Source organism: Delftia sp. S65, from assembly GCF_016516495.1.
In the GTDB taxonomy this organism is placed as follows: domain Bacteria; phylum Pseudomonadota; class Gammaproteobacteria; order Burkholderiales; family Burkholderiaceae_C; genus Comamonas; species Comamonas acidovorans.
This window is the reverse complement of the sequence record NZ_JACVUR010000006.1, coordinates 72,378-92,622: the sequence shown is the minus strand read 5'-3', so window position 1 is coordinate 92,622 and position 20,245 is coordinate 72,378. Positions and strand designations below refer to the sequence as shown.

The 20,245-nt window shown below is 67.1% G+C and carries 21 protein-coding genes; 9 read left to right on the top strand and 12 right to left on the bottom strand.

The annotated features are described in order from the left end of the window. Positions 1-298 precede the first annotated feature (298 nt). Entirely contained in the window at positions 299-1,678 is a 1,380-nt protein-coding gene (locus tag IAE24_RS07895; protein WP_013803929.1) for a sensor histidine kinase, read from the bottom strand. Between the two features lie 143 nt (positions 1,679-1,821). On the opposite strand from IAE24_RS07895, the gene IAE24_RS07890 reads away from it, so the two are divergent. Continuing rightward, positions 1,822-2,454: a response regulator gene (locus IAE24_RS07890; RefSeq protein ID WP_012203736.1), complete on the top strand. Its 633-nt coding sequence runs from the start codon at positions 1,822-1,824 to the stop codon at positions 2,452-2,454. A gap of 88 nt (positions 2,455-2,542) precedes the next feature. Here IAE24_RS07890 and IAE24_RS07885 read toward each other — a convergent pair whose 3' ends face one another. From IAE24_RS07885 to gpmA, 4 genes are all read right to left on the bottom strand, one after another. After that, a complete protein-coding gene (locus tag IAE24_RS07885; protein WP_013803928.1) occupies positions 2,543-2,941 on the bottom strand; it encodes a response regulator in 399 nt (132 codons plus the stop codon). Positions 2,942-3,060: 119 nt separating this feature from the next. Beyond that, positions 3,061-3,813: a HesA/MoeB/ThiF family protein gene (locus IAE24_RS07880; protein WP_012203738.1), complete on the bottom strand. Its 753-nt coding sequence runs from the start codon at positions 3,811-3,813 to the stop codon at positions 3,061-3,063. Between the two features lie 76 nt (positions 3,814-3,889). Then, the gene (locus IAE24_RS07875; RefSeq protein WP_013803927.1) at positions 3,890-5,326 is read right to left on the bottom strand and encodes a S41 family peptidase; all 1,437 of its coding nucleotides are present in this window, start codon (positions 5,324-5,326) and stop codon (positions 3,890-3,892) included. 121 nt (positions 5,327-5,447) lie between these two features. Continuing rightward, positions 5,448-6,191, bottom strand: coding sequence for a 2,3-diphosphoglycerate-dependent phosphoglycerate mutase (gpmA, locus tag IAE24_RS07870; RefSeq protein WP_034390756.1), 744 nt, complete (start codon positions 6,189-6,191; stop codon positions 5,448-5,450). 98 nt (positions 6,192-6,289) lie between these two features. Between gpmA and IAE24_RS07865 the strand changes: the two genes are divergently transcribed. From IAE24_RS07865 to IAE24_RS07850, 4 genes are all read left to right on the top strand, one after another. After that, complete coding sequence (locus IAE24_RS07865) at positions 6,290-6,697, top strand: rhodanese-like domain-containing protein (RefSeq protein WP_013803926.1); 408 nt, start codon at positions 6,290-6,292, stop codon at positions 6,695-6,697. A gap of 88 nt (positions 6,698-6,785) precedes the next feature. Next, positions 6,786-7,043 carry a glutaredoxin 3 gene (gene grxC / locus IAE24_RS07860; protein WP_034390758.1) on the top strand — a complete coding sequence of 86 codons (258 nt, stop codon included), beginning with the start codon at positions 6,786-6,788 and terminating at the stop codon, positions 7,041-7,043. 129 nt (positions 7,044-7,172) lie between these two features. Continuing rightward, entirely contained in the window at positions 7,173-7,628 is a 456-nt protein-coding gene (gene secB, locus IAE24_RS07855; protein ID WP_013803924.1) for a protein-export chaperone SecB, read from the top strand. A 120-nt stretch (positions 7,629-7,748) separates the two neighbouring features. Next, positions 7,749-8,759: an NAD(P)H-dependent glycerol-3-phosphate dehydrogenase gene (locus IAE24_RS07850; RefSeq protein ID WP_199960141.1), complete on the top strand. Its 1,011-nt coding sequence runs from the start codon at positions 7,749-7,751 to the stop codon at positions 8,757-8,759. A gap of 105 nt (positions 8,760-8,864) precedes the next feature. On the opposite strand, the gene lysA is transcribed toward IAE24_RS07850, so the two are convergent. Then, positions 8,865-10,118: a diaminopimelate decarboxylase gene (gene lysA, locus IAE24_RS07845; protein ID WP_016454154.1), complete on the bottom strand. Its 1,254-nt coding sequence runs from the start codon at positions 10,116-10,118 to the stop codon at positions 8,865-8,867. A 102-nt stretch (positions 10,119-10,220) separates the two neighbouring features. Between lysA and IAE24_RS07840 the strand changes: the two genes are divergently transcribed. Next, a complete protein-coding gene (locus IAE24_RS07840) occupies positions 10,221-11,150 on the top strand; it encodes a LysR family transcriptional regulator (RefSeq protein ID WP_043824598.1) in 930 nt (309 codons plus the stop codon). A 12-nt stretch (positions 11,151-11,162) separates the two neighbouring features. Here the strand turns inward: IAE24_RS07840 and IAE24_RS07835 are convergent, their stop codons facing one another. Beyond that, complete coding sequence (locus tag IAE24_RS07835) at positions 11,163-12,119, bottom strand: LysR family transcriptional regulator (RefSeq protein ID WP_199960140.1); 957 nt, start codon at positions 12,117-12,119, stop codon at positions 11,163-11,165. Between the two features lie 122 nt (positions 12,120-12,241). Here IAE24_RS07835 and IAE24_RS07830 point away from each other — a divergent pair, with 122 nt between their 5' ends. Both IAE24_RS07830 and IAE24_RS07825 read left to right on the top strand, forming a co-directional pair. Continuing rightward, a complete protein-coding gene (locus IAE24_RS07830) occupies positions 12,242-13,219 on the top strand; it encodes a Bug family tripartite tricarboxylate transporter substrate binding protein (RefSeq protein WP_233626137.1) in 978 nt (325 codons plus the stop codon). An 8-nt stretch (positions 13,220-13,227) separates the two neighbouring features. Further along, on the top strand, positions 13,228-14,421 hold the full coding sequence (locus tag IAE24_RS07825) for a M20 aminoacylase family protein (protein WP_199960139.1): 1,194 nt from the start codon (positions 13,228-13,230) through the stop codon (positions 14,419-14,421). Here IAE24_RS07825 and IAE24_RS07820 read toward each other — a convergent pair. The 5 genes from IAE24_RS07820 to IAE24_RS07800 form a co-directional block, all read right to left on the bottom strand. Further along, on the bottom strand, positions 14,406-14,621 hold the full coding sequence (locus IAE24_RS07820; RefSeq protein WP_034390767.1) for a DUF3079 domain-containing protein: 216 nt from the start codon (positions 14,619-14,621) through the stop codon (positions 14,406-14,408). The genes IAE24_RS07825 and IAE24_RS07820 overlap by 16 nt on opposite strands. A 45-nt stretch (positions 14,622-14,666) precedes the next feature. Next, on the bottom strand, positions 14,667-15,518 hold the full coding sequence (gene panC, locus IAE24_RS07815; RefSeq protein WP_012203748.1) for a pantoate--beta-alanine ligase: 852 nt from the start codon (positions 15,516-15,518) through the stop codon (positions 14,667-14,669). Between the two features lie 65 nt (positions 15,519-15,583). Then, the gene (gene panB / locus IAE24_RS07810) at positions 15,584-16,465 is read right to left on the bottom strand and encodes a 3-methyl-2-oxobutanoate hydroxymethyltransferase (RefSeq protein WP_012203749.1); all 882 of its coding nucleotides are present in this window, start codon (positions 16,463-16,465) and stop codon (positions 15,584-15,586) included. An 87-nt stretch (positions 16,466-16,552) separates the two neighbouring features. Next, complete coding sequence (locus IAE24_RS07805) at positions 16,553-18,097, bottom strand: hypothetical protein (RefSeq protein ID WP_233630765.1); 1,545 nt, start codon at positions 18,095-18,097, stop codon at positions 16,553-16,555. A gap of 21 nt (positions 18,098-18,118) precedes the next feature. Beyond that, entirely contained in the window at positions 18,119-19,348 is a 1,230-nt protein-coding gene (locus IAE24_RS07800; RefSeq protein WP_199960137.1) for an ATP-binding cassette domain-containing protein, read from the bottom strand. A 165-nt stretch (positions 19,349-19,513) separates the two neighbouring features. Here IAE24_RS07800 and IAE24_RS07795 point away from each other — a divergent pair, with 165 nt between their 5' ends. Continuing rightward, positions 19,514-20,239: a Crp/Fnr family transcriptional regulator gene (locus tag IAE24_RS07795; protein ID WP_043781030.1), complete on the top strand. Its 726-nt coding sequence runs from the start codon at positions 19,514-19,516 to the stop codon at positions 20,237-20,239. Positions 20,240-20,245 lie beyond the last annotated feature (6 nt).

The window sequence follows — 20,245 nt, the reverse complement described above, 5'->3', positions numbered from 1 at the left end:
CATGGGTTCGACTGTACTGAGCCGCCAAAGGTGTATCTGACGGTGGCCGGCGTGGCATGGCGTCAGGGTTAGGCGGGGGGGTGGTGTAGGAATGCTCCGGCTGCGCAGGGCTTGCAGCCGCCGCCGGCTGCAGCCATTCAGGAGCGCGCATGGAAAATGGCCCCCACGCTACCCTTGCTGCGCAAGGTCCGCTGCCCCCCCCCGAGGGGGCTGCTTTTCATCTTGGGGCGGCCCGGCGATGAAAAAAGCCCCTGGCGCGTGGGCGCGCAGGGGCTTTTGCATGGCGGGTGCTGCCGCTTCAGGCGGTGGCGACCGTACCGGCGCTTTTGTCCGTGGAAATGGGCGCCAGCGGGATGACGGCGGAGATTGCCGTGCCCTTGCCCAGTTCGGACGAGACGGTCAGACGGCCGCCTGCGGCCTCCACGCGGTGGCGCATGCCGGCTAGCCCGTGGGAGTTGGGGCGCATGGCCGAGGTCTCGAAGCCTTCGCCGTCGTCCTGGATCTGCACCGTCACATAGGTCGGATAGTTGTGCACGGAGACCAGGACATGGCTGGCCTTGGCATATTTGCCGATGTTGGTCAGCGACTCCTGGACGATGCGGTAGACCGTGAGCTGGGTGGATTCCGGCAGTTCCACCTGCTCCAGGTTGGCCGTGACTTCGATGCCGCTGCGCTCGCCGAACTCGCGCGCCAGGATTTCCAGCGCCGTCGTCAGGCCCAGGTTGGAAAGGGAAGAGGGGCGCAGGTCCTCGATGATGCGGCGCTTGAGGGCGATGCCGCTGTTGAGGGTCTCCACCAGATGGCTGACGCGTTCGCCCACGTCCGGTGCGCTGAGGTCGATCTTGGATTTGAGGCGCGCCACGTCGAGCTTGGCCGCCGTCAGCAGCGAGCCCAGCTCGTCGTGCAGTTCGCGCGCCAGGTGGCCGCGCTCGTCCTCGCGCACCTGCTGCAAGTGGTTGGCCAGCTCCGTCAGCGTGGCCGTGCGCTCGCGCACCAGGGCTTCGAGGCGGTTGCGCTCGTCGCGCTGGATCTCCTGCTCGCGCTGGTGGGCCTGCTGCAGCGCGTGGGCCTGGCGCAGGTACATGAAGAAGCCCAGCACGCCCAGGGCCGTGACCGTGGCGATGCCTATGCGTGACAGCGACAGTGTGTGCTCGATGTCCTGCAGGTTCTTGGCCGAGCGCTGGTCTATGCCTGACAGCAGCTTGCCCGTGTAGTCGCGGATGGCGTCCATGTTCTCCATGCCCACGTCGGTGAACATGACGAAGCGCCAGGCCTCCTCGTTGCCCTGGCGGTACAGGCGCAGGCTGAGTTCCATCTCGCTCATCTTGCGTTCGACCTGGCGCGCCAGCGGCGTGAAGATCGCCAGCTCCTGCGGGTCGTAGATGAAGATCTGGCGCAGCTCGTCCATGTTGTAGTTGATGGCCGTGATCGCCTTGCTGTAGGGCTCCAGGTAGCGCTCCTCGCCCGTGAGCAGGTAGCCGCGCAGGCCGGTCTCCGCATCCAGCATCAGCCGCAGCAGCTGGCTGATCTCCGAGCGGGTGTTCTGGGTCTGGGTCATGGCCTCCAGCGCCTTGGTGGAGCGCTTGTAGCTGGCCTCGTTAATGCTCACCAGCAGCACGGCCGCGACGATGGCGAATGCCAGGCTGATCGCAATTCTTCGGAAATTTATCCAACGCATAAGCATCCTCTCACCTACAAGATCTTCGCCGATATTCTGCATAATTCGTGTTATCGGCTGCCGGGGCAGTTCCTGCGCCGGCCGTTACCATATATTGTTTGCACGACCAGCGATCCCGCTGGTCCCCCGAAAAAGAGGTATTCATGATCAGAATTGGCATTGTGGACGACCATGCAATTGTGCGCTCGGGCCTGCGTCAGTTTCTCTCGGAACACGTGGACCTGCGTGTAGTCGGTGAGGCCGCCAATGGCCGCGAGGCCATCGATCTGGTGCGTGCCCACGAGATCGACGTGCTGTTGATGGACCTGTCCATGCCGGGCCAAAGCGGTATCGACGCGCTGGCCATGCTGCGCGCCAAGGCGCCGGACATGGGCATCCTGATCCTGAGCGGCTATCCCGAGGAGCACTACGCGATCAACCTGATCCGCCAGGGCGCCAGCGGCTACCTGAACAAGGAATGCGATCCCCAGGAGATTGCCGAAGCGATCCGCACCGTGGCCCTGGGCCGCCGCTACCTGACGCCCGCCGTGGCCGACCTGCTGGCCCAGCAGCTCAACCGCAAGGATGACGCGCCAGCCCATGAACAGCTGTCAGAGCGTGAGTTCCAGGTCTTCCTCAAGCTCGCGCGTGGCGAAACCGCAGGTGATATTGCAAAGTCGCTTTCACTGAGCGTAAAGACGGTCAGCACCTATCGCACGCGACTCATGGAGAAAATGGGATTGTCGTCCAACAGCGATCTGACGTATTACGCACTGAAGAACAGGCTGATCGATTGATTTTCAGTCAATAGAAAATACGGGCTGCACGATTATCAAGTCGTGCAGCCTTTTTCTTTGGTGAAAAATCAAATGCAGTGCTTTGGGTTCAGGCTGTTTTGAGTTGGTTGAGTGACGCCGCATCGATATTCATGCAATAGTCCATGAGTGCGTCGATTTCATTGGACTTGTCGAAGACGGCATCCACGCCGAGCTGGGCACAGCGGCTGCGGATGTCCGGGGTGGCATAGTTGCTGAGCACCACGATCTTCTGGTGCGGCTGGCGCTCGCGGCAGGCGGTGAGCACACCCAGGCCGCTGCCCTGGCGCAGGAACAGGTCGACGATGGCGAGATCCCATGCGTCGGGGTTCTGCTGAAGCCAGTCCGTCCCCGCGCTCTCCGTCTCCGCGATGCCCACGGCCTCGACATCGGCCAGTTCTTCGAGCGTGGCGATCAGGTTCTCGCGGATCGTAGGGTTGTCTTCAACAAGATAGGTGCGCAATTTCACGGCTGTATCCAATAGGGACGCGGATGGCAATCGGAGTCCGGTGGAGCCCGGCCTCCATTGTCCTGCGCGACAGCGGGCGATTGTGCCAGTGAGGGATCGGCGTGGAGGTCAGCCGATTCCTACGCCTTGTTACCGCAAACGGGACATTCCGGTACACGAGTGGTTTGCATGCTACTCCAATCCAGGCTGCGGCTGTCGAACATGGTCAGGCGGTTTGTTGCAGGCGTGCCAAATCCCGCGATCAGCTTGAGGGCTTCCGCCGCCTGCAGCGTGCCCATGACGCCCACCACGGGCGCGAAGACGCCCATGGTCGAGCACTGCACTTCCTCGAACTGCGCGTCGGGCGGAAACACGCAGGCATAGCAGGCGCAGTTCTCGTCGCGCGGGTCCATGACCATGAGCTGGCCGTCCAGCCGGATGGCCGCCCCCGCCACCAGGGGCACCTTGTGCCGCACGCAGGCCGCGTTGATCATGTGGCGCGTGCGGTAGTTGTCCGTGCAGTCCAGCACCAGGCTGGCCTGCGGCACAAGCTCGTCGAGCAGCGCGTCGTCGGCGCGCTGCTGGCGGCAGTCGATGCGGATGCCGGGGTTGATGGCGTGCACGGCCGTGCGTATGGATTCCACCTTGGGCTGGCCCACGCGATCCGTGGTGTGCGCGATCTGGCGCTGCAGGTTGGTCATGTCCACCGCATCGTCGTCCACCAGGGTGATACGGCCTATGCCGGCCGAGCCCAGGTACAGCGCGGCGGGCGCGCCCAGGCCGCCTGCGCCGATGATGAGCACATGCGCTGCCAGGATGCGCTCCTGGCCTTCGATGCCGATTTCGTCGAGAAGGATGTGGCGCGAGTAGCGCAGCAGTTGATCGTCGTTCATTCGCGTCTCCAGACGTGAAAAAGCCGGGCGCAAGGCCCGGCTTGGTGCAGGCGCGGACCCGGTCCGCGCCGCGCTGTCAGTTTTCCTTCTTCTCGGGCTCGCGCTCGGTCAGGGTCTTGCTGACCATGACGGGCTGGCCCTTGAGGCGGTTGAGCGCCTGCTGCAGCTGGAAGTCCTTTTCGGTGCCGAACTCGGGCAGGCGGCGTTCGGCCGGCGGCTTCTTGGCTTCCTCTTCCAGGCGCTTGCGGGCTTCCTCGCGGGCCTTCTCGCGCACCTCGTCCTTGACCTCGGCACCCTGTCCGCTGGACAGGTGCTTTTCCAGGTCGGCCTCGCGCATGCGCAGGGCGGCGAACAGGTCGCCTTCGGGCGTCTCATCCACCATCACGTCGGGCACGATGCCCTTGGCCTGGATGGACTTGCCGCTGGGCGTGTAGTAGCGCGCCGTGGTCAGCTTCAGGCCCGTATCGGGGCCCAGGGGGCGCACGGTCTGCACGGAGCCCTTGCCGAAGGTCTGGCTGCCCATGATGATGGCGCGCTTGTGGTCCTGCAGTGCGCCGGCCACGATCTCGCTGGCCGAGGCCGAGCCTTCGTTGACCAGCACCACCAGCGGCAGCTTCTTGAGCGAGGCGGGCAGGCGCTGCAGCGGGTCACCCATGCCGCGGCGGGCATAGAAGCTGGGCGATGCCTTGTAGGTTTCCTTGCTCTCGGCCAGTTGGCCGTTGGTGGAGACCACGGTCACATCCGGCGGCAGGAAGGCTGCCGAGATGGCGACGGCAGCGTCCAGCAGGCCGCCCGGGTCGTTGCGCAGGTCCAGCACCAGGCCCTTCATGTTGGGGTCCTGCTTGTACAGTTCCTCGACCTTGCGCACGAAGTCGTCCACCGTGCGTTCCTGGAACTGGCTCAGGCGGATCCAGCCGTAGCCGGGCTCGATCACCTTGCCCTTGACGGACTGCGTCTTGATTTCTTCGCGCGTGATGGTCACGGGGAAGCTGCGGCTTTCATCCTTGCGCAGGATGGTCAGCTGCACCTTGGTGTTGGGCTCGCCGCGCATGCGCTTGACGGCGTCGTTGAGCGACAGGCCCTTGACGGCCGTGTCGTCGATCTTGGTGATCAGGTCGCCGGTCTTGAGGCCGGCGCGGAAGGCGGGGGAGCCTTCGATGGGCGAGACGACCTTGATCAGGCCGTCTTCCTGCGTGATCTCGATGCCCACGCCGACGAAGCGGCCCGAGGTGCCCTCGCGGAATTCCTTGTAGGACTTCTTGTCGAAGTACTGCGAATGCGGATCGAGGCTGGACACCATGCCGGAGATGGCATCGGTGATCAGCTTCTTGTCATCGACCGACTCGACATAGTCGGTCTTGATCAGGCCGAAGACGGCGGACAGCTGCTGGATTTCCTCCAGCGGCAGCGGGGTCATGGCACCGCGGGCCACGGTCTGCAAGGAAACCGTGGTCAGTGCTCCGGCGATTACGCCTACGGAAACCCAGCCGGCAATTTTGATTTTCTGGCCCATATCACCCCTTTAACCGCGTCAATATACACCCGCTTGGAAAGGCAAGCGCCCGCGTGGTTCCCTAAAAACGGCGCAGCAAGCGCAATTTCCGCAGCAGGCGCTCACCTCAAGCGGGCCCGGCTCAGGCCTTGCCCTGTGCGGCCACGGCGGCTGCAGCCTTGGCGGCAGCTTCTGCATCGCCCAGGTAATAGTGGCGAATGGGCTTGAGATCGGCATCCAGCTCATAGACCAGCGGAATGCCATTGGGCACGTTGACGCCGACGATGGCGTCATCCGAGATGCCGTCCAGGTATTTGATCAGCGCGCGGATGGAGTTGCCGTGGGCCGCGACCACGACGCGCTTGCCGGACAGGATGGCGGGCGCGATGGACTCGTTCCAGAACGGCAGAACGCGGGCCACCGTGTCCTTCAGGCATTCGGTCAGCGGCACTTGGCTGGGGTCCAGCTGGGCGTAGCGCACGTCGCTGCGCTCGCTGCGCGGGTCTTGCGGCTCCAGGGCCGGCGGGGGCGTGTCGTAGCTGCGGCGCCACACCAGTACCTGGGCATCGCCGTATTGCTTGGCCATGTCCGCCTTGTTCAGGCCCTGCAGGCCGCCGTAGTGGCGCTCGTTCAGGCGCCAGCTGTGCTGCACGGGCAGCCAGGTGCGGTCCATTTCGTCCAGCGTGTGCCACAGCGTGCGCGTGGCGCGCTTGAGCACGCTGGTGTAGGCCAGGTCGAAGTCATAGCCTTCGGCCTTGAGCAGGCGGCCGGCGTTCTTGGCCTGCTCGACGCCGGTGGCGGTCAGGTCCACATCGGTCCAGCCGGTGAAGCGGTTTTCGAGGTTCCAGGTGGATTCACCGTGGCGGATCAGCACGAGCTTGTACATGGCGGCTTTCTAAGTCTCTCGATGCGACAAAGCTGGGCTGTCGCGGGGGCAAAAGCCAGCATTCTAGAATTGACAGGTTTGCCAACCCAAGGAATGACGTGAAATTCATCATCGATAACTGGTATTTGATCCTGATTGCGCTGGCTTCCGGCGTGATGCTGCTGCTGCCCCTGGTGCGCGGCGCAGGCGGCGGCTCGCTGACGGCGGCGCAGGCCGTGCAACTGATCAACCGCCAAAAGGCCGTGGTCATCGATGTCTGCGAGCCCGAAGAGTACGCGGCCGCCCATGCCAACGGCGCCAAGAATGTGCCGCTGAGCCAGTTCGAGGAAAAGCTGCCCACCACCGTGAAGAACAAGGCGCTGCCGCTGGTGCTGATCTGCACCAAGGGCAACCGCGCCTCCCGTGCCGAAGGCATTGCGAAGAAGCTGGGCTACGAAAAGGCCCAGGCCCTAGCCGGTGGCCTGAAGGCCTGGCGCGATGCCGGCATGCCGGTTGAAAAGGCCTGAGACGCCCCCATCTGACGGCGATGGAAGCCGCTGCTCCGCGCCCCGGGCGCCAGCCGGCGGCACGCCGCAAACTCGAAGAAAGACGCACATGCAAGCCGTGAAGATGTACACCACCGCTGTCTGCCCCTATTGCATTCGGGCCAAGCAGATCCTCAAGTCCAAGGGCGTGGAGCAGATCGAAGAGATCCGCATCGACACCGATCCGGCCGCGCGCGACGTGATGATGCAGAGCACGGGCCGCCGCACGGTGCCCCAGATCTTCATCGGCGACCACCATGTGGGCGGCTGCGACGACCTGATGGCGCTGGACGCCGACGGCGGTCTGGTGCCTCTGCTGCAAAGCTGAAACACGGGCACTGCATAATGCTGGCCCAGGTGCCCGCTGCGCAAGCTCTTGGCAGCGGGCATTTTGTTGGTGATTTTTTTGATGCCCTGGTCACCGCACCAGGGTTTTTTGCCCAGAAAGACTGATTCCATGGCCGAACAGGACACTCCCGTCTTCCAGATCCAGCGCGTCTACCTCAAGGACCTGTCGCTGGAGCAGCCCAATTCGCCCGCCATCCTGCTGGAGCAGGAGCAGCCCAGCGTGGACATCCAGCTTGGCGTCGAGGCGACTCCCGTGGCCGAAGGCATCTACGAAGTTGCCGTGACCGCCACCGTGCAGACCAAGATCCAGGACAAGACCGTGTTCCTGGTCGAGGCCAAGCAGGCCGGCATCTTCGAGATCCGCAACGTGCCCGAAGACCAGATGGGTGGCGTGATCGGCATTGCCTGCCCCCAGATCATCTATCCCTACCTGCGCGGCAACGTGGCTGACGTGGTCACGCGCGCCGGCTTCCCGCCCGTGCACCTGGCCGAGATCAACTTCCAGGCCATGTACGAGCAGCAGCAGGCAGCCGCCCAGGCGGACGGCAACTCGCTGCCGCAGTAAGCCGGTCCATTCCCGGACGATGTGATTTGCGCCCAGGCGCGTCGCATCGCTGTGGTACAAGAAAAGAGGCCCGAGGGCCTCTTTTTTTCATCAACGTCGCTTCTTCAACGTCGAGCAGATATGAACATAGTGGTGATTGGCGCAGGCGCCTGGGGCACGGCGCTGGCGATGAGCGCGGCCTCGCGCGGTGACGGGCGTGTCGTGACCCTTTGGGCGCGCGACGCTGCCCAGGCGCAGGCCATGCGCGGCAGCGGCGAGAACGCACGCTACCTGCCGGGCGTGGCACTGCCTGCCGCGCTGCAGGTGGTGCATGGCGAGATCGACGGCCATCTGGCGGCCGCCGATCTGATCGTGATCGGCACGCCCATGGCTGCCCTGCGCGAATGGCTGGGCCGGCTGCAGCATGTGCCCGCACCCGTGGCCTGGCTGTGCAAGGGCTTCGAGGCCGTGCCCGCAGGCGCTTCGGCCGCGGCCCATGGACTGATGGCCCACGAGGTCTGCGCCGAGGTGGCGCCCGATCTGCTGTGCGGCGTGCTCAGCGGCCCCAGCTTTGCGGCCGAGGTGGCACGCCACCAGCCCACGGCCCTGGTGGCGGCCAGCCGCCATGCCCAGGTCAACGACGCCCTGGTGGCCGCCTTCCACGGCGGCGCCATGCGCGTCTATGCCAATGCCGACATCGTGGGCGTGGAAGTGGGCGGCGCCGTGAAGAACGTGCTGGCCATTGCCACCGGCCTGTGCGACGGCCTGCAGCTGGGCCTGAACGCCCGCGCCGCGCTGATCACGCGCGGCCTGGCCGAGATGACGCGACTGGGCCTGGCCCTGGGCGCACGCACCGAGACCTTCATGGGCCTGTCGGGCCTGGGCGATCTGGTGCTGACGGCCACGGGCGACCTGTCGCGCAATCGCAAGGTGGGCCTGCTGCTGGCCCAGGGCCGCACGCTGGAGCAGGCCGTGGCCTCGCTGGGCCATGTGGCCGAGGGCGTGTACAGCGCACGCACCGTGCTGGCGCGCGCGCGGCTGTTGAATGTGGAGATGCCCATCACCGAAACCGTGGTCGAGCTGCTGGACGGCCGGCTGCAGGCGGCCGAGGCCGTGCAGCACCTGATGGCGCGCGATCCGCGCGGCGAGTGATTCTTCGGTGTCCATGAAAAAGCCCCGGGGCTGGAAGGCTCCGGGGCTTTTTTTGCGTCAGAAATCCTGGCGCCTTGCGCGCTACAGGCCCAGTTACAGGCCCAGTTACAGGCCCAGCTCCAGGCCCAGCAGTTCCTCCACCGTCTGGCGGCGGCGGATGAGGCGGGTGCTGTCGCCATCGACCAGCACCTCGGCGGCCAGCGGGCGCGTGTTGTAGTTGCTGGACATGGAGCTGCCATAGGCCCCCGTGTCATGGATGACCAGCAGGTCGCCCACCGAGGCGCCTGCCAGCGCGCGCGGCAGCACCACGCCGCCGTCGCCCTGGGTGAACACGTCGCCCGATTCGCACAGCGGGCCGGCGACCACGGCATCGCGCAGGGGCATGGCCTGGCCGTCGCGGCGCAGCACTTCCATGCCGTGCCAGCTGCCGTACATGGAGGGGCGCATCAGCTCGTTGAAGCCCGTGTCGACCAGCACGAAATGGTTGCTGCCCGCGTTCTTGGTGGCGCGCACCTGGCCCAGCAGCACGCCCGACTCGGCCACCAGGAAGCGGCCCGGCTCGATCTCCAGGCCCAGCGCGTGGCCCACGATGGCCTCGGCGTCCTTGCGTGCCGCATCCCACAGGCCGTGGTAGTGGGCGGTGTCGATGGTGGCGTCGCCATCGCGGTAGGGAATGGACAGGCCGCCGCCGGCCGAGATGGCCTGCAGGTCATGGCCTGCCTGGCGGGTGGCGCGCACCAGCTCGACCATGGCGCCGCAGACCTGCTGCAGGTGGCCGTAGTCCACGCCCGAGCCGATGTGCATGTGCAGGCCGGCCAGCTTCAGGCCGCCGTCGCGGATGGCCTGCAGCGCCGCCAGCAGGTCGCTGTGCCAGATGCCGTGCTTGCTGTGCTCGCCGCCCGTGTTGGTCTTGTTGCTGTGGCCGTGGCCGAAGCCGGGGTTGATGCGCAGCCACACGGGATGGCCGGGCGAGGCCTGGGCCAGCTGGTGCAGCATGTCGATGGAGCCGGCGTTCACGGGCACCTTGTGCTCGGCCACGCAGGCCAGCGTGGCCTCGTCCATCACGTCGGCGGTGAACACGATGTCGCTGTGCAGGTCGTCGCCATGGCCGGCCGCGTAGCCGGCGGCCAGCGCGCGCAGGATTTCGCCGCGCGATACCGCATCCACCTTCACGCCCTGCTCGCGCATCAGCCGCAGGATGTGGATGTTGGAGCAGGCCTTCTGTGCAAAGCGGATGGTGTCGAAGGCCTTGAGCTGGGCGATGCGTGCGCGGATGGTGGCGGCGTCATAGACCCACAGCGGCGTGCCGTGCTGGTCGGCCAGGGCCCAGAGCTGGGCGGGCGAGAAGGGATTGGACATGGTGTCTCTTTCAGGGGAACTGCCGCGCATGATGGCGGATGGGGGTCATTCAGTCCAATGCTTGTTCTTATGGTGTCTATTCGATTTCGATATGCTCTTGCCATGCAAGACCCCGCGCTGCCGCACACGTCCCCCGAGCCCCGCATCTCCCACCGCCACCTGGAGGTGTTTCGCGCGCTCATGCTCAGCGGCAGCGCCACGGCGGCGGCGCAGATGCTGTTCAGCTCCCAGCCCACCGTCAGCCGCGAATTGGCGCGGATGGAGAGCCTGCTGGGCTATGCCCTGTTCGAGCGTGCCCAGGGCCGGCTGCGGCCCACGGCACGCGCCCTCTCGCTGTGGGCCGAGGTGCAGCGCAGCTGGCAGGGGCTGGACCGCGTGGTCGAGCATGCGCTGGCCCTGGCGCGGCCGCACCAGGCGCGCATCAACGTGCTGTGCCTGCCCGCCCTCAGCCATGCGCTGCTGCCCGCAGCGCTGGCGCGCCTGCATGCGGAGCACGGCCCCGTGGCCGTCAGCGTGGCCACGCAGGAGGCGCCGCTGCTGCAGGAGTGGATGGCCGCCCAGCGCTACGACCTGGGCCTGGCCGAGCTGGCCGAGGCGCCTCCGGGCACGCGTGCCCTTGCGCTGCCCGCCATGGACGAGGTGGCCGTGCTGCCCGCAGGCCATGCGCTGGCCGCAAGGCCGGTGCTGGAGGTGGCTGACTTTGCCGGGGAAAGCTTTGTCAGCCTGGCGCGCGACGATCCCTATCGCCAGCAGATCGATGCCGTGTTCGAGCAGGCCGGCGTGCAGCGCCAGCTGCACCTGGAGACCCACAGCGCCGTGGCCGTCTGCGCCATGGTCCAGCATGGGCTGGGCGTGGCCATCGTCAATCCGCTGACGGCGCGTGCCTGCGCCGGGCCGCAGCTGGTGGTGCGGCCGCTGGCGTTTTCCATTCCCTTCCAGGTCCATGCGCTGCTGCCGCTGCACCGGCCAGCCGTGGCCGAGGTGCAGTGGCTGGTGGACGCGCTCGCCGCCGAGGTGGCCGCGGTCGGCTGAAGGCGGCAGTGCCTAGGCCGAAGGGGTGCGCACCATGTCGGCGGGAACGATGGCCTGGGCGCTGCGCTCCAGGCGCTGGCGCAGCCACCGGTGGGCGCTGTCCTCATGGCTGCGCGCATGCCAGACCAGCTCCACGGGGAAGGACGGAAAGACGAACGGCAGCGGGCTGATGGCCAGGCCGAACAGTGGCGCATAGTGGCGTGCCACGATGGCCGGCACCGTGGTCAGCAACGGTGCGCGTGCCACGGTGGCAAACAGCGTGAGGAAGTTGGATGCCGCGAGCACCGGGTTGATGGCCACACCGGCCGCCTCCAGCGCATCTTCCAGGTAGCCGTACAGGCTGTCCTTGGCCGAGATCATGGCGTGGCGGCCGGCCTGGTACTGCGCCGGGCTCAGCGGCGCGGCAAACGGCAGCAGAGCCGGGTGGTAGCAGCAGACCACACCCAGGTCGAACAGCATCTGCCGGCGGTGCCAGCCGCTGCCGCCGGGCAGGTAGCCGATGGCCAGGTCGATCTGCTCGGCATCCAGCGCGTCGAAGGCCCGCTCGCGGCTGGTGGGGCTGAGCAGCAGCTTCACGCGCGGTGCGGACACGGCCAGGTCGGCAAACAGCTCGGAGACCAGCAGCGATTCGGACTGGATGGAGATGCCGATGCGGAAGGTGTGTTCATCGGTGGCCGGATCGAAGCTGCGGCGCGACAGCAGCAGCCTCTGCGATGCCTCCAGCAGCTCGCGCACCGGGGCGTGCAGTTCGCGGGCCATCAGCGTGGGCTCCATGTGGTAGCCCACGCGCACGAACAGTTCGTCGTCCATCAGCAGGCGCAGCGTGGACAGCGCATGGCTCATGGCCGGTTGCTTGATGCGCAGGCAGGCGGCGGCGCGCGTCACGCTGCGCTCCTGCATCAGCGCGTCGAAAGCCAGCAGCAGGTTCAGGTCGAAGGAGCGCAGATTGAAATGATCGATGCGAGACATCATTCATATCGATTTGTTGAATCAAGACCCGAAACCTACACTGAATTTCAATTTCACGCGGCCAGTCAGGCACAGGGCGACCCGGTCCGGAAAGACGCCATTCAAGAGCCATACGAGGAAACATGATCGTGATACACCCCCGCCTCATCCTGCCGGTCCTGGGCTGCGCGCTGGCCACCGCCGCAGGCGCGCAGGAGCCGCGCTTTCCCATGCAGCCCATACAGATCATCGTCGGCTTCACGCCGGGCGGCTCGGCCGACACCACGGCCCGCCTGGTCGGCGACGGGCTGGGCCGCGAGCTGGGCCAGGCCGTCATCGTGGTGAACAAGCCGGGGGCCGGCACCAACATCGCGGCGCAGTTCGTCGCCAAGGCGCCTGCCGATGGCCATACGCTGCTGTTCGGCGGGACCTCGCTGGTCTACAGCCCGGGCTTGCTGTACCCCTCGATGAAGGCCAATCTGGCCAGGGACTTCGCGCCCGTGGGCGGCCTGGTCAAGGTGCCCAACATCCTGGTCGTTCGGCAGGACTCGCCGCTGCGCGATGTCCGCCAGCTCGTGGCGCATGCCAAGTCCCGGCCCGGCGGAGTCAACTACGGGTCCACGGGCGCCGGCGTGAGCCCGCAGATCGCCATGGAGATGCTCAGTGCCCGCGCAGGCATGCGCATGACCCATGTGCCGTACAAGGGCACGGCCCCCATGCTCACGGGCATCCTGGCCGGGGATGTGGATGTGGCCTTCGACATCGCCTCGTCCTCGGGCCCCATGATCCAGGCCGGCAAGATGCGCGGCCTGGCCGTCTCGGGTGCCACGCGGCTCAAGAACCTGCCCCAGATCCCGACGATCGCCGAATCCGGCTACCCGGGCTTCGACGTCACTTCCTGGTACGGACTGGTCGCGCCCCAGGGAACGCCCGAGGCCGTCATCCACAAACTCAACGCTGCCCTGCAAAAAGTGCTGGCACAGCCGGACATCCAGACCACGCTGGCGGCCACCGGCAACGAAGTCATGCCGGGAACGCCGGCCGATTTCCAGGCCTTCCTGGCGGCCGAGCACCGCAAATGGAACGATGCCGTCAGGCAGCTGGACCTGCGCCCCGAGTGAGCCCAAACATGAACCAGACCGCAAGACACCAGAAACTGGCCGAACTGGCCGGGGACATGCCCGAGATCCGGGCCATCCGCCACCGCATCCACAGCCATCCCGAGATCGCATTCGAGGAGCGCAGCACGGCTGCGCTGGTCGCCGAAAAGCTGGCCGAATGGGGCTTCGAGGTGGCCACCGGCGTGGGTACCACGGGCGTGGTCGGCACGCTGAGCGCGGGCACGGGCGGCCGCCGCATCGGCCTGCGCGCCGACATGGACGCCCTGGCCATGCAGGAAAAGACCGGCCTGCCCTATGCCAGCCGCATCGAGGGCAAGATGCACGCCTGCGGCCACGATGGCCACACCGCCATGCTGCTGGGCGCTGCCCGGTACCTGGCCAGGACGCGCAATTTCTCGGGCACGCTGCACCTGTACTTCCAGCCGGCCGAGGAGCGCGGCCATGACAGCGGGGCCGAGCGCATGATCGCCGACGGCCTGTTCGAGCGCTTCCCCTGCGATGCCGTGTTCGGCATGCACAACCATCCGGGCGCGGAGCTGGGGCACTTCATGATGCGCAAGGGTGCCTTTCAGCCGGCGACGGACAAGATCGCCATCCGCGTCATCGGCAAGGGCGGGCATGTGGCGCGCCCCCATCTCACGGTGGACCCGTCCGTGGTCTCGGCCAGCATCGTGATGGCGCTGCAAAGCATCGTCTCGCGCAATGTCGATCCCATGCAGACGGCGGTGCTGTCCGTGTGCTCGCTGCAATCGGGGGGCTTCTACGGCGTCATTCCCGACGAGGCGCGCATCGAGCTGAGCGTGCGCTGCTTCGATCCCGGCGTGAGGGTGCAACTGCGCGAGCGCATCGAGGCCATTGCCCAGGGGCAGGCGCAAAGCTATGGCGCCAGCGTGCAGATCGAGCACCAGCAGGGCTATCCGGTGCTGGTGAACACCGGGCGCGAGGTGGATTTCGCCGTGGAGGTCGCGCGCGAGCTGGTGGGGCCGCAGCGCGTGGACCCGGACTTCGGCCCGATCACGCCGGGCGAGGATTTCGCCTTCATGCTGGAGCGCCGGCCGGGCTGCTACCTGCGCCTGGGCAATGGCCTGTTCAGCGAGCACTGCCACCCCGTACACCACCCGCGCTACGACTTCAACGACGACAACCTGCTGACCGGTGCCGCGTACTGGAGCCTGCTGGTGGAGCGCTATCTGGTGGACTGAGGCCGGGGTTCGGCGGCGGGCTCGGGGGCCAGGCACGGGCCCGGACCCCACTCCATCCAGTCGTCGCCAAAGATCTCCACCGGGTGCTGTGTGCGGTCCGATCCGTTGCCGCAGGCCAGCTCGTCGCGGGCGCAGTAGCGGTCACAACCCCAGCAGGTGCGCTCGGGATGGGCGGGGTGGATGGGGAATTTCTTGGCCATGGCATCCAGCTTGGACCGCCATGGCCGCCAGGGTTTTGCGCTGGATCAGAACTCCAGGTTGTCGATCAGGCGCGTCTTGCCCAGGCGCGCAGCGCCCAGGGCCACCAGTGGTGCACCGGCCAGTTGCGCGCCCTCGGCGGGGGGCTGCAGGTCACGGCGCAGGCGCACGGTCAGGTAGTCGGGCTCCCAACCCTGGGCGGCCAGGGATTGCATGGCCCAGGCTTCCAGTTCGGCCAGCGGCGCCTGGCCCGCACGCGCGGCATCGGCCAGTTGCTTGAGCGCCAGCGACAGCGCCATGGCCTGCTGCCGCTCGTCGTCGCTCAGGTAGCCGTTGCGCGAACTCAGCGCCAGGCCGTCGTCGGCGCGCGCCGTGTCGCCGGCCACGATGTTCACGGGCAGGGCGAACTGCTCGACCATGCGGCGGATCACCATCAACTGCTGGTAGTCCTTTTTGCCGAACACGGCCGTTCCGCCGCCGCTGGCGAAGAATACGGCCGAGAACAGCTTCATCACCACGGTGCACACGCCCGTGAAGAAGCCGGGGCGGAAATGGCCTTCGAGGATGTCGGCCAACTGCGCGTCGGGCTGGATCTTGAAGGTCTGCGGCTCGGGGTAGAGATCGGCTTCGCGCGGGGCGAACAGCAGGTCGCAGCCTTCGGCCTCCAGCTTGGCGCAGTCGGCCTCCCAGGTGCGCGGATAGCTGTCGAAATCCTCGTGCGGCAGGAACTGCAGGCGGTTCACGAAGATGCTGGCCACGGCAATGTCGCCGTGCTGGCGCGCGGCGCGCACCAGGGACAGGTGGCCGTCGTGCAGATTGCCCATGGTGGGCACGAAGGCGGGGCGGCCCTTGCTCGACAGGATGGCGCGCAGGTCGGCGATGGAGTGGACGATTTGCATGGGAAAACGGGGGAACGGGAAGCGGGAAGCGGAAAGCGGAAAAACGGATCGTGCAGCCTGCCGGACTACCAGGCGTGCTTGCTGTCGTCGGGGAAGCTGCCGTTCTTCACGGCATGCACATAGGCCTCGAAGGCGCCCTTGACGCTGCCCGCATCCGCCATGAAGTTGTGCACGAAGCGGGCCATCTTGCCCAGGTTCACGCCCAGCATGTCGTGCAGCACCAGGACCTGGCCGGCCGTGCCGCTGCCCGCGCCGATGCCGATGGTGTGGCAGTGCGGCAGCTCGGCCGTGAGTTCGCGCGACAGCTGTGCCGGCACCATCTCCAGCACCAGCATGGAGGCGCCTGCATCCTGCAGCTCCAGCGCATGGCGGCGCAGCGTGGCCGCGCCCTCGTCGCTCTTGCCCTGGACGCGGTAGCCGCCCAGCGCATGCACGGTCTGCGGCGTCAGGCCCAGGTGGGCGCAGACGGGCACGCCGCGCTCCACCAGGAACTGCACGGTGGGCGCGGTCCAGCCGCCGCCCTCGAGCTTGACCATGTGGGCGCCGGCCTGCATCAGCTCGCAGGCGCTGCGCATGGCCTGCTCGCGGCTTTCGGCGTAGCTGCCATAGGGCATGTCGGCGATCAGCCAGGCCGTGCCCTGCACGCGGTGCAGGCCGCGCGCCACGCTGGCGGTGTGGTAGCACATGTCCTGCAGCGACACGCCTACGGTGCTGTGCAGGCCCTGGCAGACCATGCCCAGCGAATCGCCCACCAAAATGCACTCCACGCCGGCCGCATCGGCCACGGCCGCGAAGGTGGCGTCATAGGCGGTGACCATGGTGATCTTCTCGCCGGCCTCGCGCATCTGCGCCAGGCGCGGAAGGCTCACGGGGCGGCGCTGGGGCAGCGGCGAGGCGGGAGGGATGGTGCCGTAGGGCGTGCCGGCGGTGACGGGTGCTTGGGTCATGGGGCGCTCGGAGGGGGATGGAATTGCCGCGAGTCTATGCGATGCGCGCGGGGGGCACCTGTCCCTGAGCTGTCCTTTGCTTTTCCGTCACCTTTCGGGCAGGCCACGCCATCGGCGCCACAGCGGAGACAGCAGGGCCACGAGCATGGCCGTGCTGGCTGCCACGGCAGGCGCGCCCATCAGCAGGTCCAGCCAGTGCTGGGTATCCGTCCAAGGGCCTGCGCTGCCGGCGGGTTGGGGCAACAGCAGTGCGGACCACTTGGACCAGGCGGCGGCGAGCCATATCAGGGCCAGCGACATGCCCAGGGCCAGCAGGACCGCGCCGGCCCAGGGGCGCTTGAGCACACGGATGCGCAGCCAGGCGACCGATATCAGCGCGGCTGGAAACAGCCCCAGCACATAGAGGTTGGTGATTCCCAGCATCCCGGCCAGCACGCTGCCAAGCAAGGTCAGGACCAGGCATGCGCCCCAGGCCACCAGCTGCATGGCAGGCATCAGGCGCACCAGCACCAGGGCCAAGGCGAGGAAAAAGCCAGCGCTGGCGGCCGCCAGCAACTGGGACATCCTTGGCCATTCGTCGTCGCGGGACCTGTCAGCGCGCCGCAGATGGCTTTCCTGGTAGGCCGGCAGGGCCAAGCCGTAGCGCGCGTGCTTCCATTGCACATGCTGCAGCGGGCTCCACCGGCTGTCGAACATCTCCAGCAGCATGAGCCACTCACGGTTGCTCTGGGCCAGATAGGTACCGAAGCATTTGCGCGGATCCGGCTCCAGATCCAAAGGCCTGCTGCGACCCAGGGCTGGTTTGCAGTTGGAGTTCTGCGCTCTGGATGCCTTCTCGCCATTCCCTGGTTCCGGGTTCGCGGCCAGGTAGGCGCGCCATTCCTCGGCCAGGGGGGATTGCAGCGCGCTGCGGTAGCTGGCCAGCAGGTGCTCCGCCTCGTCCCGGGCGGAGCTGGCAGACTGGCGCACATAGCCTCTGGCCTGCAATGGCTGGCCGTAGCGCTCGAGTGTCTGGGCAATCGCGGCCTGGTCTGCGCGCATCAACCAGACCAGGGCCTGGATGCTCGGGTACTTCGCCGGATCGACCTCCTCCTCGCGCAGCACACGTATCCATTCCACGAGCATGGCCGCCTGGCGTGGCGCGACAAGCGCCTCCAGGGCTGCGACTTGCTCGACAGTCTGGATCTGTGCACTGACATCCGTGTCCGACCATTGGCGCTGCATCCGCATTTCATAGATGGGCGAAAAGGCGATCGCAGGCGCGAACAACAGCGATAGGAACAAGGCTCCCCACAGGTACTCCCACCACAGGCCCCAGCGGCCCACGGGGGCGTGTTCGCGCCAGCGGTTGTGGATGCGCACGCGCAGCAACCACCACAGCGCCAGGCCGATCGCCACGATCCAGGCCACGACGAAGCCGATGTCCAGTGCCAATTGCTCGGGCGTTTGCCGGGCCGTGGACGCAACGCCGGGCAGGGAGCCCATCCAGCGCGCCGGCTCGGCCATCCACTGCATCCAGATGCCCAGCACCAGCACGCACCACAGCAGCGCCAGCGGCAGATACCAGTGCAGGCGCAGCTGCCACAGCAGGGGGCAGCGCATCAGCACCCATTGGTCCCAGCGGTTCGTCATATCGGAAAAACGTGGCATGGCTCAGTCCCTCACGAACAGGCGGCGGGTGGATGCGGTGATGTCGCGGAAATAGCGCACGGGCATCTCTGCCTGCACGGCCTGCGCCAGGAACTGCGCTGCCGTGAACGGCACGTGAAAGCTCACGATGTGGGTCTGGCCGCTGAGCTGGTGCGTATGGGATGGCAGCCGGTCCAGCCAGGGTTTCAGTTGCGCCATGGCCCAGCCGGTCTCGAACTCGATGGCGCAGCCTTCCATGGCGGCAAAGCTCTGCTGGACGCTGCGCGGCTGGCCTTGCTCCAGGAACAGCACCTGGTCGGCCACCTTTTCCACCTCGTACAGCTGCTGTGAACTCAGCACCAGGGCCATGGGTTGCCAGGGCGAGCGCGCCAGCGACTGTAGATCGGTCAGCAGGGTCTGCTGGGCGTTGATGTCCAGGTTGGCCAGGGGCTCGTCCAGCAGCAGCACGCGCGGCCGGCACAGCAGGGCGCGCGCCAGCTCGAAGCGCATCTTGTAGCCCGAGGACAGCTGTTTCCACTGGTGGCCCCGGAAGGCGCGCAGCCCCAGCTGCGCGATGACCAGCTGTACCAGGCAGATGTTGCGTTGGCCCACGGCGCCATGGCTGCGCGCGGCGAATTGCAGATGGTCCATCAGGCGCCCGCCCCAGACGGCCGGGCGCTGGGGGATATAGGCGAGCTGGGTACGCAGCAGGTAGGCATCGGTGGCGGGAACGCCCCAGTCCAGCTGCCCTGCGTCGGGCGCCAGATCGGCGGCCAGCAGGCGCAGCAAGGTGGTCTTGCCGTTGCCGTTCTCGCCCACCAGTCCCAGGATGGTGCCGGGCTCCACGGCCACATCCACCGGCCCCAGCGCAAAGCCGCCGCGCCGGTAGCGCTTGACCAGTTGCCGTCCCTGTACACGGTACGCGCGGTGCGCACGGTGCGCGCGGGAAGGTGCGGAGTCGGCCTGCAGCGCCTGGCCCGGGGCATGGGCGGCATGCAGGGCATCGAAGGCCTGCTGCACCAGCGCGCGGCGTGGCTCTGCGCCGGAATCGGCAGCGAGGCCATCCCAGGCGTCCAGCGCAGTCAGCAGGCTCTGCTGCACGGCGGTTTCGGCCGGCAGGGCGGCGTCTATGAGTGCACGCCACGCGCCATGCCATTGCTGGCTGGCGATCGCCTGTTCCACGGATTGCGCCCAGGCCGCCACGGTGGCCTGCGGGCGCGCGGGTAGTCGTGCCGATTCGATGCTCGATTCCATGAAGCCCTCCCTTTTTTCTGTGCTGCGCGGTGCGGCCATCCGGGGAGCCGGACAGTGCGATTCCCGGCGCGCGACGAGTCTATGCGATCCCGCTATGCTGTACTTCCCGCGACGGACGACAGGGCCCGCACAGGCCCTGCGGATGCGCTTCAACGGTGTTGCACCATGTCCGGTTCCTTACAGACATCTCCGCTTCTTCCCGCCGTGGCCTGGCAGGGCCTGCGCCAGGTCCATGTGCTGCAAAGCCTGACCGACGAGCGACTGGCCGAACTGGCCGCGCAGTGCCGCTGGCAGCATCTGGCGCTGCACCAGACGCTGGAGGGCGCGTACACCGATCAGCGTCTCTACATGCTCGTGCAGGGCGGCTTGCGCGTCAGCAGCTATGCCCCCAACGGGCGCGGGCTCACGCTGGGCGAGATTGCCCAGGGCGTGTTCTTCGGCGGTCTGCCGCAGCAGCAGGTGGGCTGCACGGCCATGCCCCTGGTGGTGGAGGCAGGCGTCCCCAGCCTGATTGCCTCGCTGGCCCATGAGGATGTGGAAGCCCTGCTCATGAACGAGCCCCAGGTCCTGCGCGCCTTCATCGGCCGGCTCAGTGATCTGGCCGTGGCGCTGGCGCGCCGCATGGTGGATCTGGGAACGCTGTCGGTGCGCAGCCGCCTGCATACCCAGTTGCTGGAACGTGCCGAGCGCGCGGGCATCGACCAGGGGCAGGCCCTGCTGGCGCCCGCACCCCGGCAGACCGACCTGGCCCTGATGCTGGGCTCCAGCCGCGAGGAAGTGGCGCGCGAGATGTCGCGCCTGGTGCGCCTGGGCCTGCTGCGGCGTGAAGGCCGCAACCTGCGCATCTGCCATGTCGAAGGCCTGCGCGTGCTGCTCGAGGAAGCGCGCTGAGCCTTG

What these genes read in the sequence shown, in the direction of transcription:
- IAE24_RS07800 (WP_199960137.1), bottom strand. Translation starts at nt 19,348, where the DNA reads ATGGAATCGAGCATCGAATCGGCACGACTACCCGCGCGCCCGCAGGCC.
- grxC (WP_034390758.1), top strand. Translation starts at nt 6,786, where the DNA reads ATGCAAGCCGTGAAGATGTACACCACCGCTGTCTGCCCCTATTGCATT.
- IAE24_RS07795 (WP_043781030.1), top strand. Translation starts at nt 19,514, where the DNA reads ATGTCCGGTTCCTTACAGACATCTCCGCTTCTTCCCGCCGTGGCCTGG.
- lysA (WP_016454154.1), bottom strand. Translation starts at nt 10,118, where the DNA reads ATGTCCAATCCCTTCTCGCCCGCCCAGCTCTGGGCCCTGGCCGACCAG.
- gpmA (WP_034390756.1), bottom strand. Translation starts at nt 6,191, where the DNA reads ATGTACAAGCTCGTGCTGATCCGCCACGGTGAATCCACCTGGAACCTC.
- IAE24_RS07850 (WP_199960141.1), top strand. Translation starts at nt 7,749, where the DNA reads ATGAACATAGTGGTGATTGGCGCAGGCGCCTGGGGCACGGCGCTGGCG.
- panC (WP_012203748.1), bottom strand. Translation starts at nt 15,518, where the DNA reads ATGCAAATCGTCCACTCCATCGCCGACCTGCGCGCCATCCTGTCGAGC.
- secB (WP_013803924.1), top strand. Translation starts at nt 7,173, where the DNA reads ATGGCCGAACAGGACACTCCCGTCTTCCAGATCCAGCGCGTCTACCTC.
- IAE24_RS07840 (WP_043824598.1), top strand. Translation starts at nt 10,221, where the DNA reads ATGCAAGACCCCGCGCTGCCGCACACGTCCCCCGAGCCCCGCATCTCC.
- IAE24_RS07820 (WP_034390767.1), bottom strand. Translation starts at nt 14,621, where the DNA reads ATGGCCAAGAAATTCCCCATCCACCCCGCCCATCCCGAGCGCACCTGC.
- IAE24_RS07890 (WP_012203736.1), top strand. Translation starts at nt 1,822, where the DNA reads ATGATCAGAATTGGCATTGTGGACGACCATGCAATTGTGCGCTCGGGC.
- IAE24_RS07880 (WP_012203738.1), bottom strand. Translation starts at nt 3,813, where the DNA reads ATGAACGACGATCAACTGCTGCGCTACTCGCGCCACATCCTTCTCGAC.
- IAE24_RS07805 (WP_233630765.1), bottom strand. Translation starts at nt 18,097, where the DNA reads ATGACGAACCGCTGGGACCAATGGGTGCTGATGCGCTGCCCCCTGCTG.
- IAE24_RS07830 (WP_233626137.1), top strand. Translation starts at nt 12,242, where the DNA reads ATGATCGTGATACACCCCCGCCTCATCCTGCCGGTCCTGGGCTGCGCG.
- panB (WP_012203749.1), bottom strand. Translation starts at nt 16,465, where the DNA reads ATGACCCAAGCACCCGTCACCGCCGGCACGCCCTACGGCACCATCCCT.
- IAE24_RS07825 (WP_199960139.1), top strand. Translation starts at nt 13,228, where the DNA reads ATGAACCAGACCGCAAGACACCAGAAACTGGCCGAACTGGCCGGGGAC.
- IAE24_RS07875 (WP_013803927.1), bottom strand. Translation starts at nt 5,326, where the DNA reads ATGGGCCAGAAAATCAAAATTGCCGGCTGGGTTTCCGTAGGCGTAATC.
- IAE24_RS07835 (WP_199960140.1), bottom strand. Translation starts at nt 12,119, where the DNA reads ATGTCTCGCATCGATCATTTCAATCTGCGCTCCTTCGACCTGAACCTG.
- IAE24_RS07895 (WP_013803929.1), bottom strand. Translation starts at nt 1,678, where the DNA reads ATGCGTTGGATAAATTTCCGAAGAATTGCGATCAGCCTGGCATTCGCC.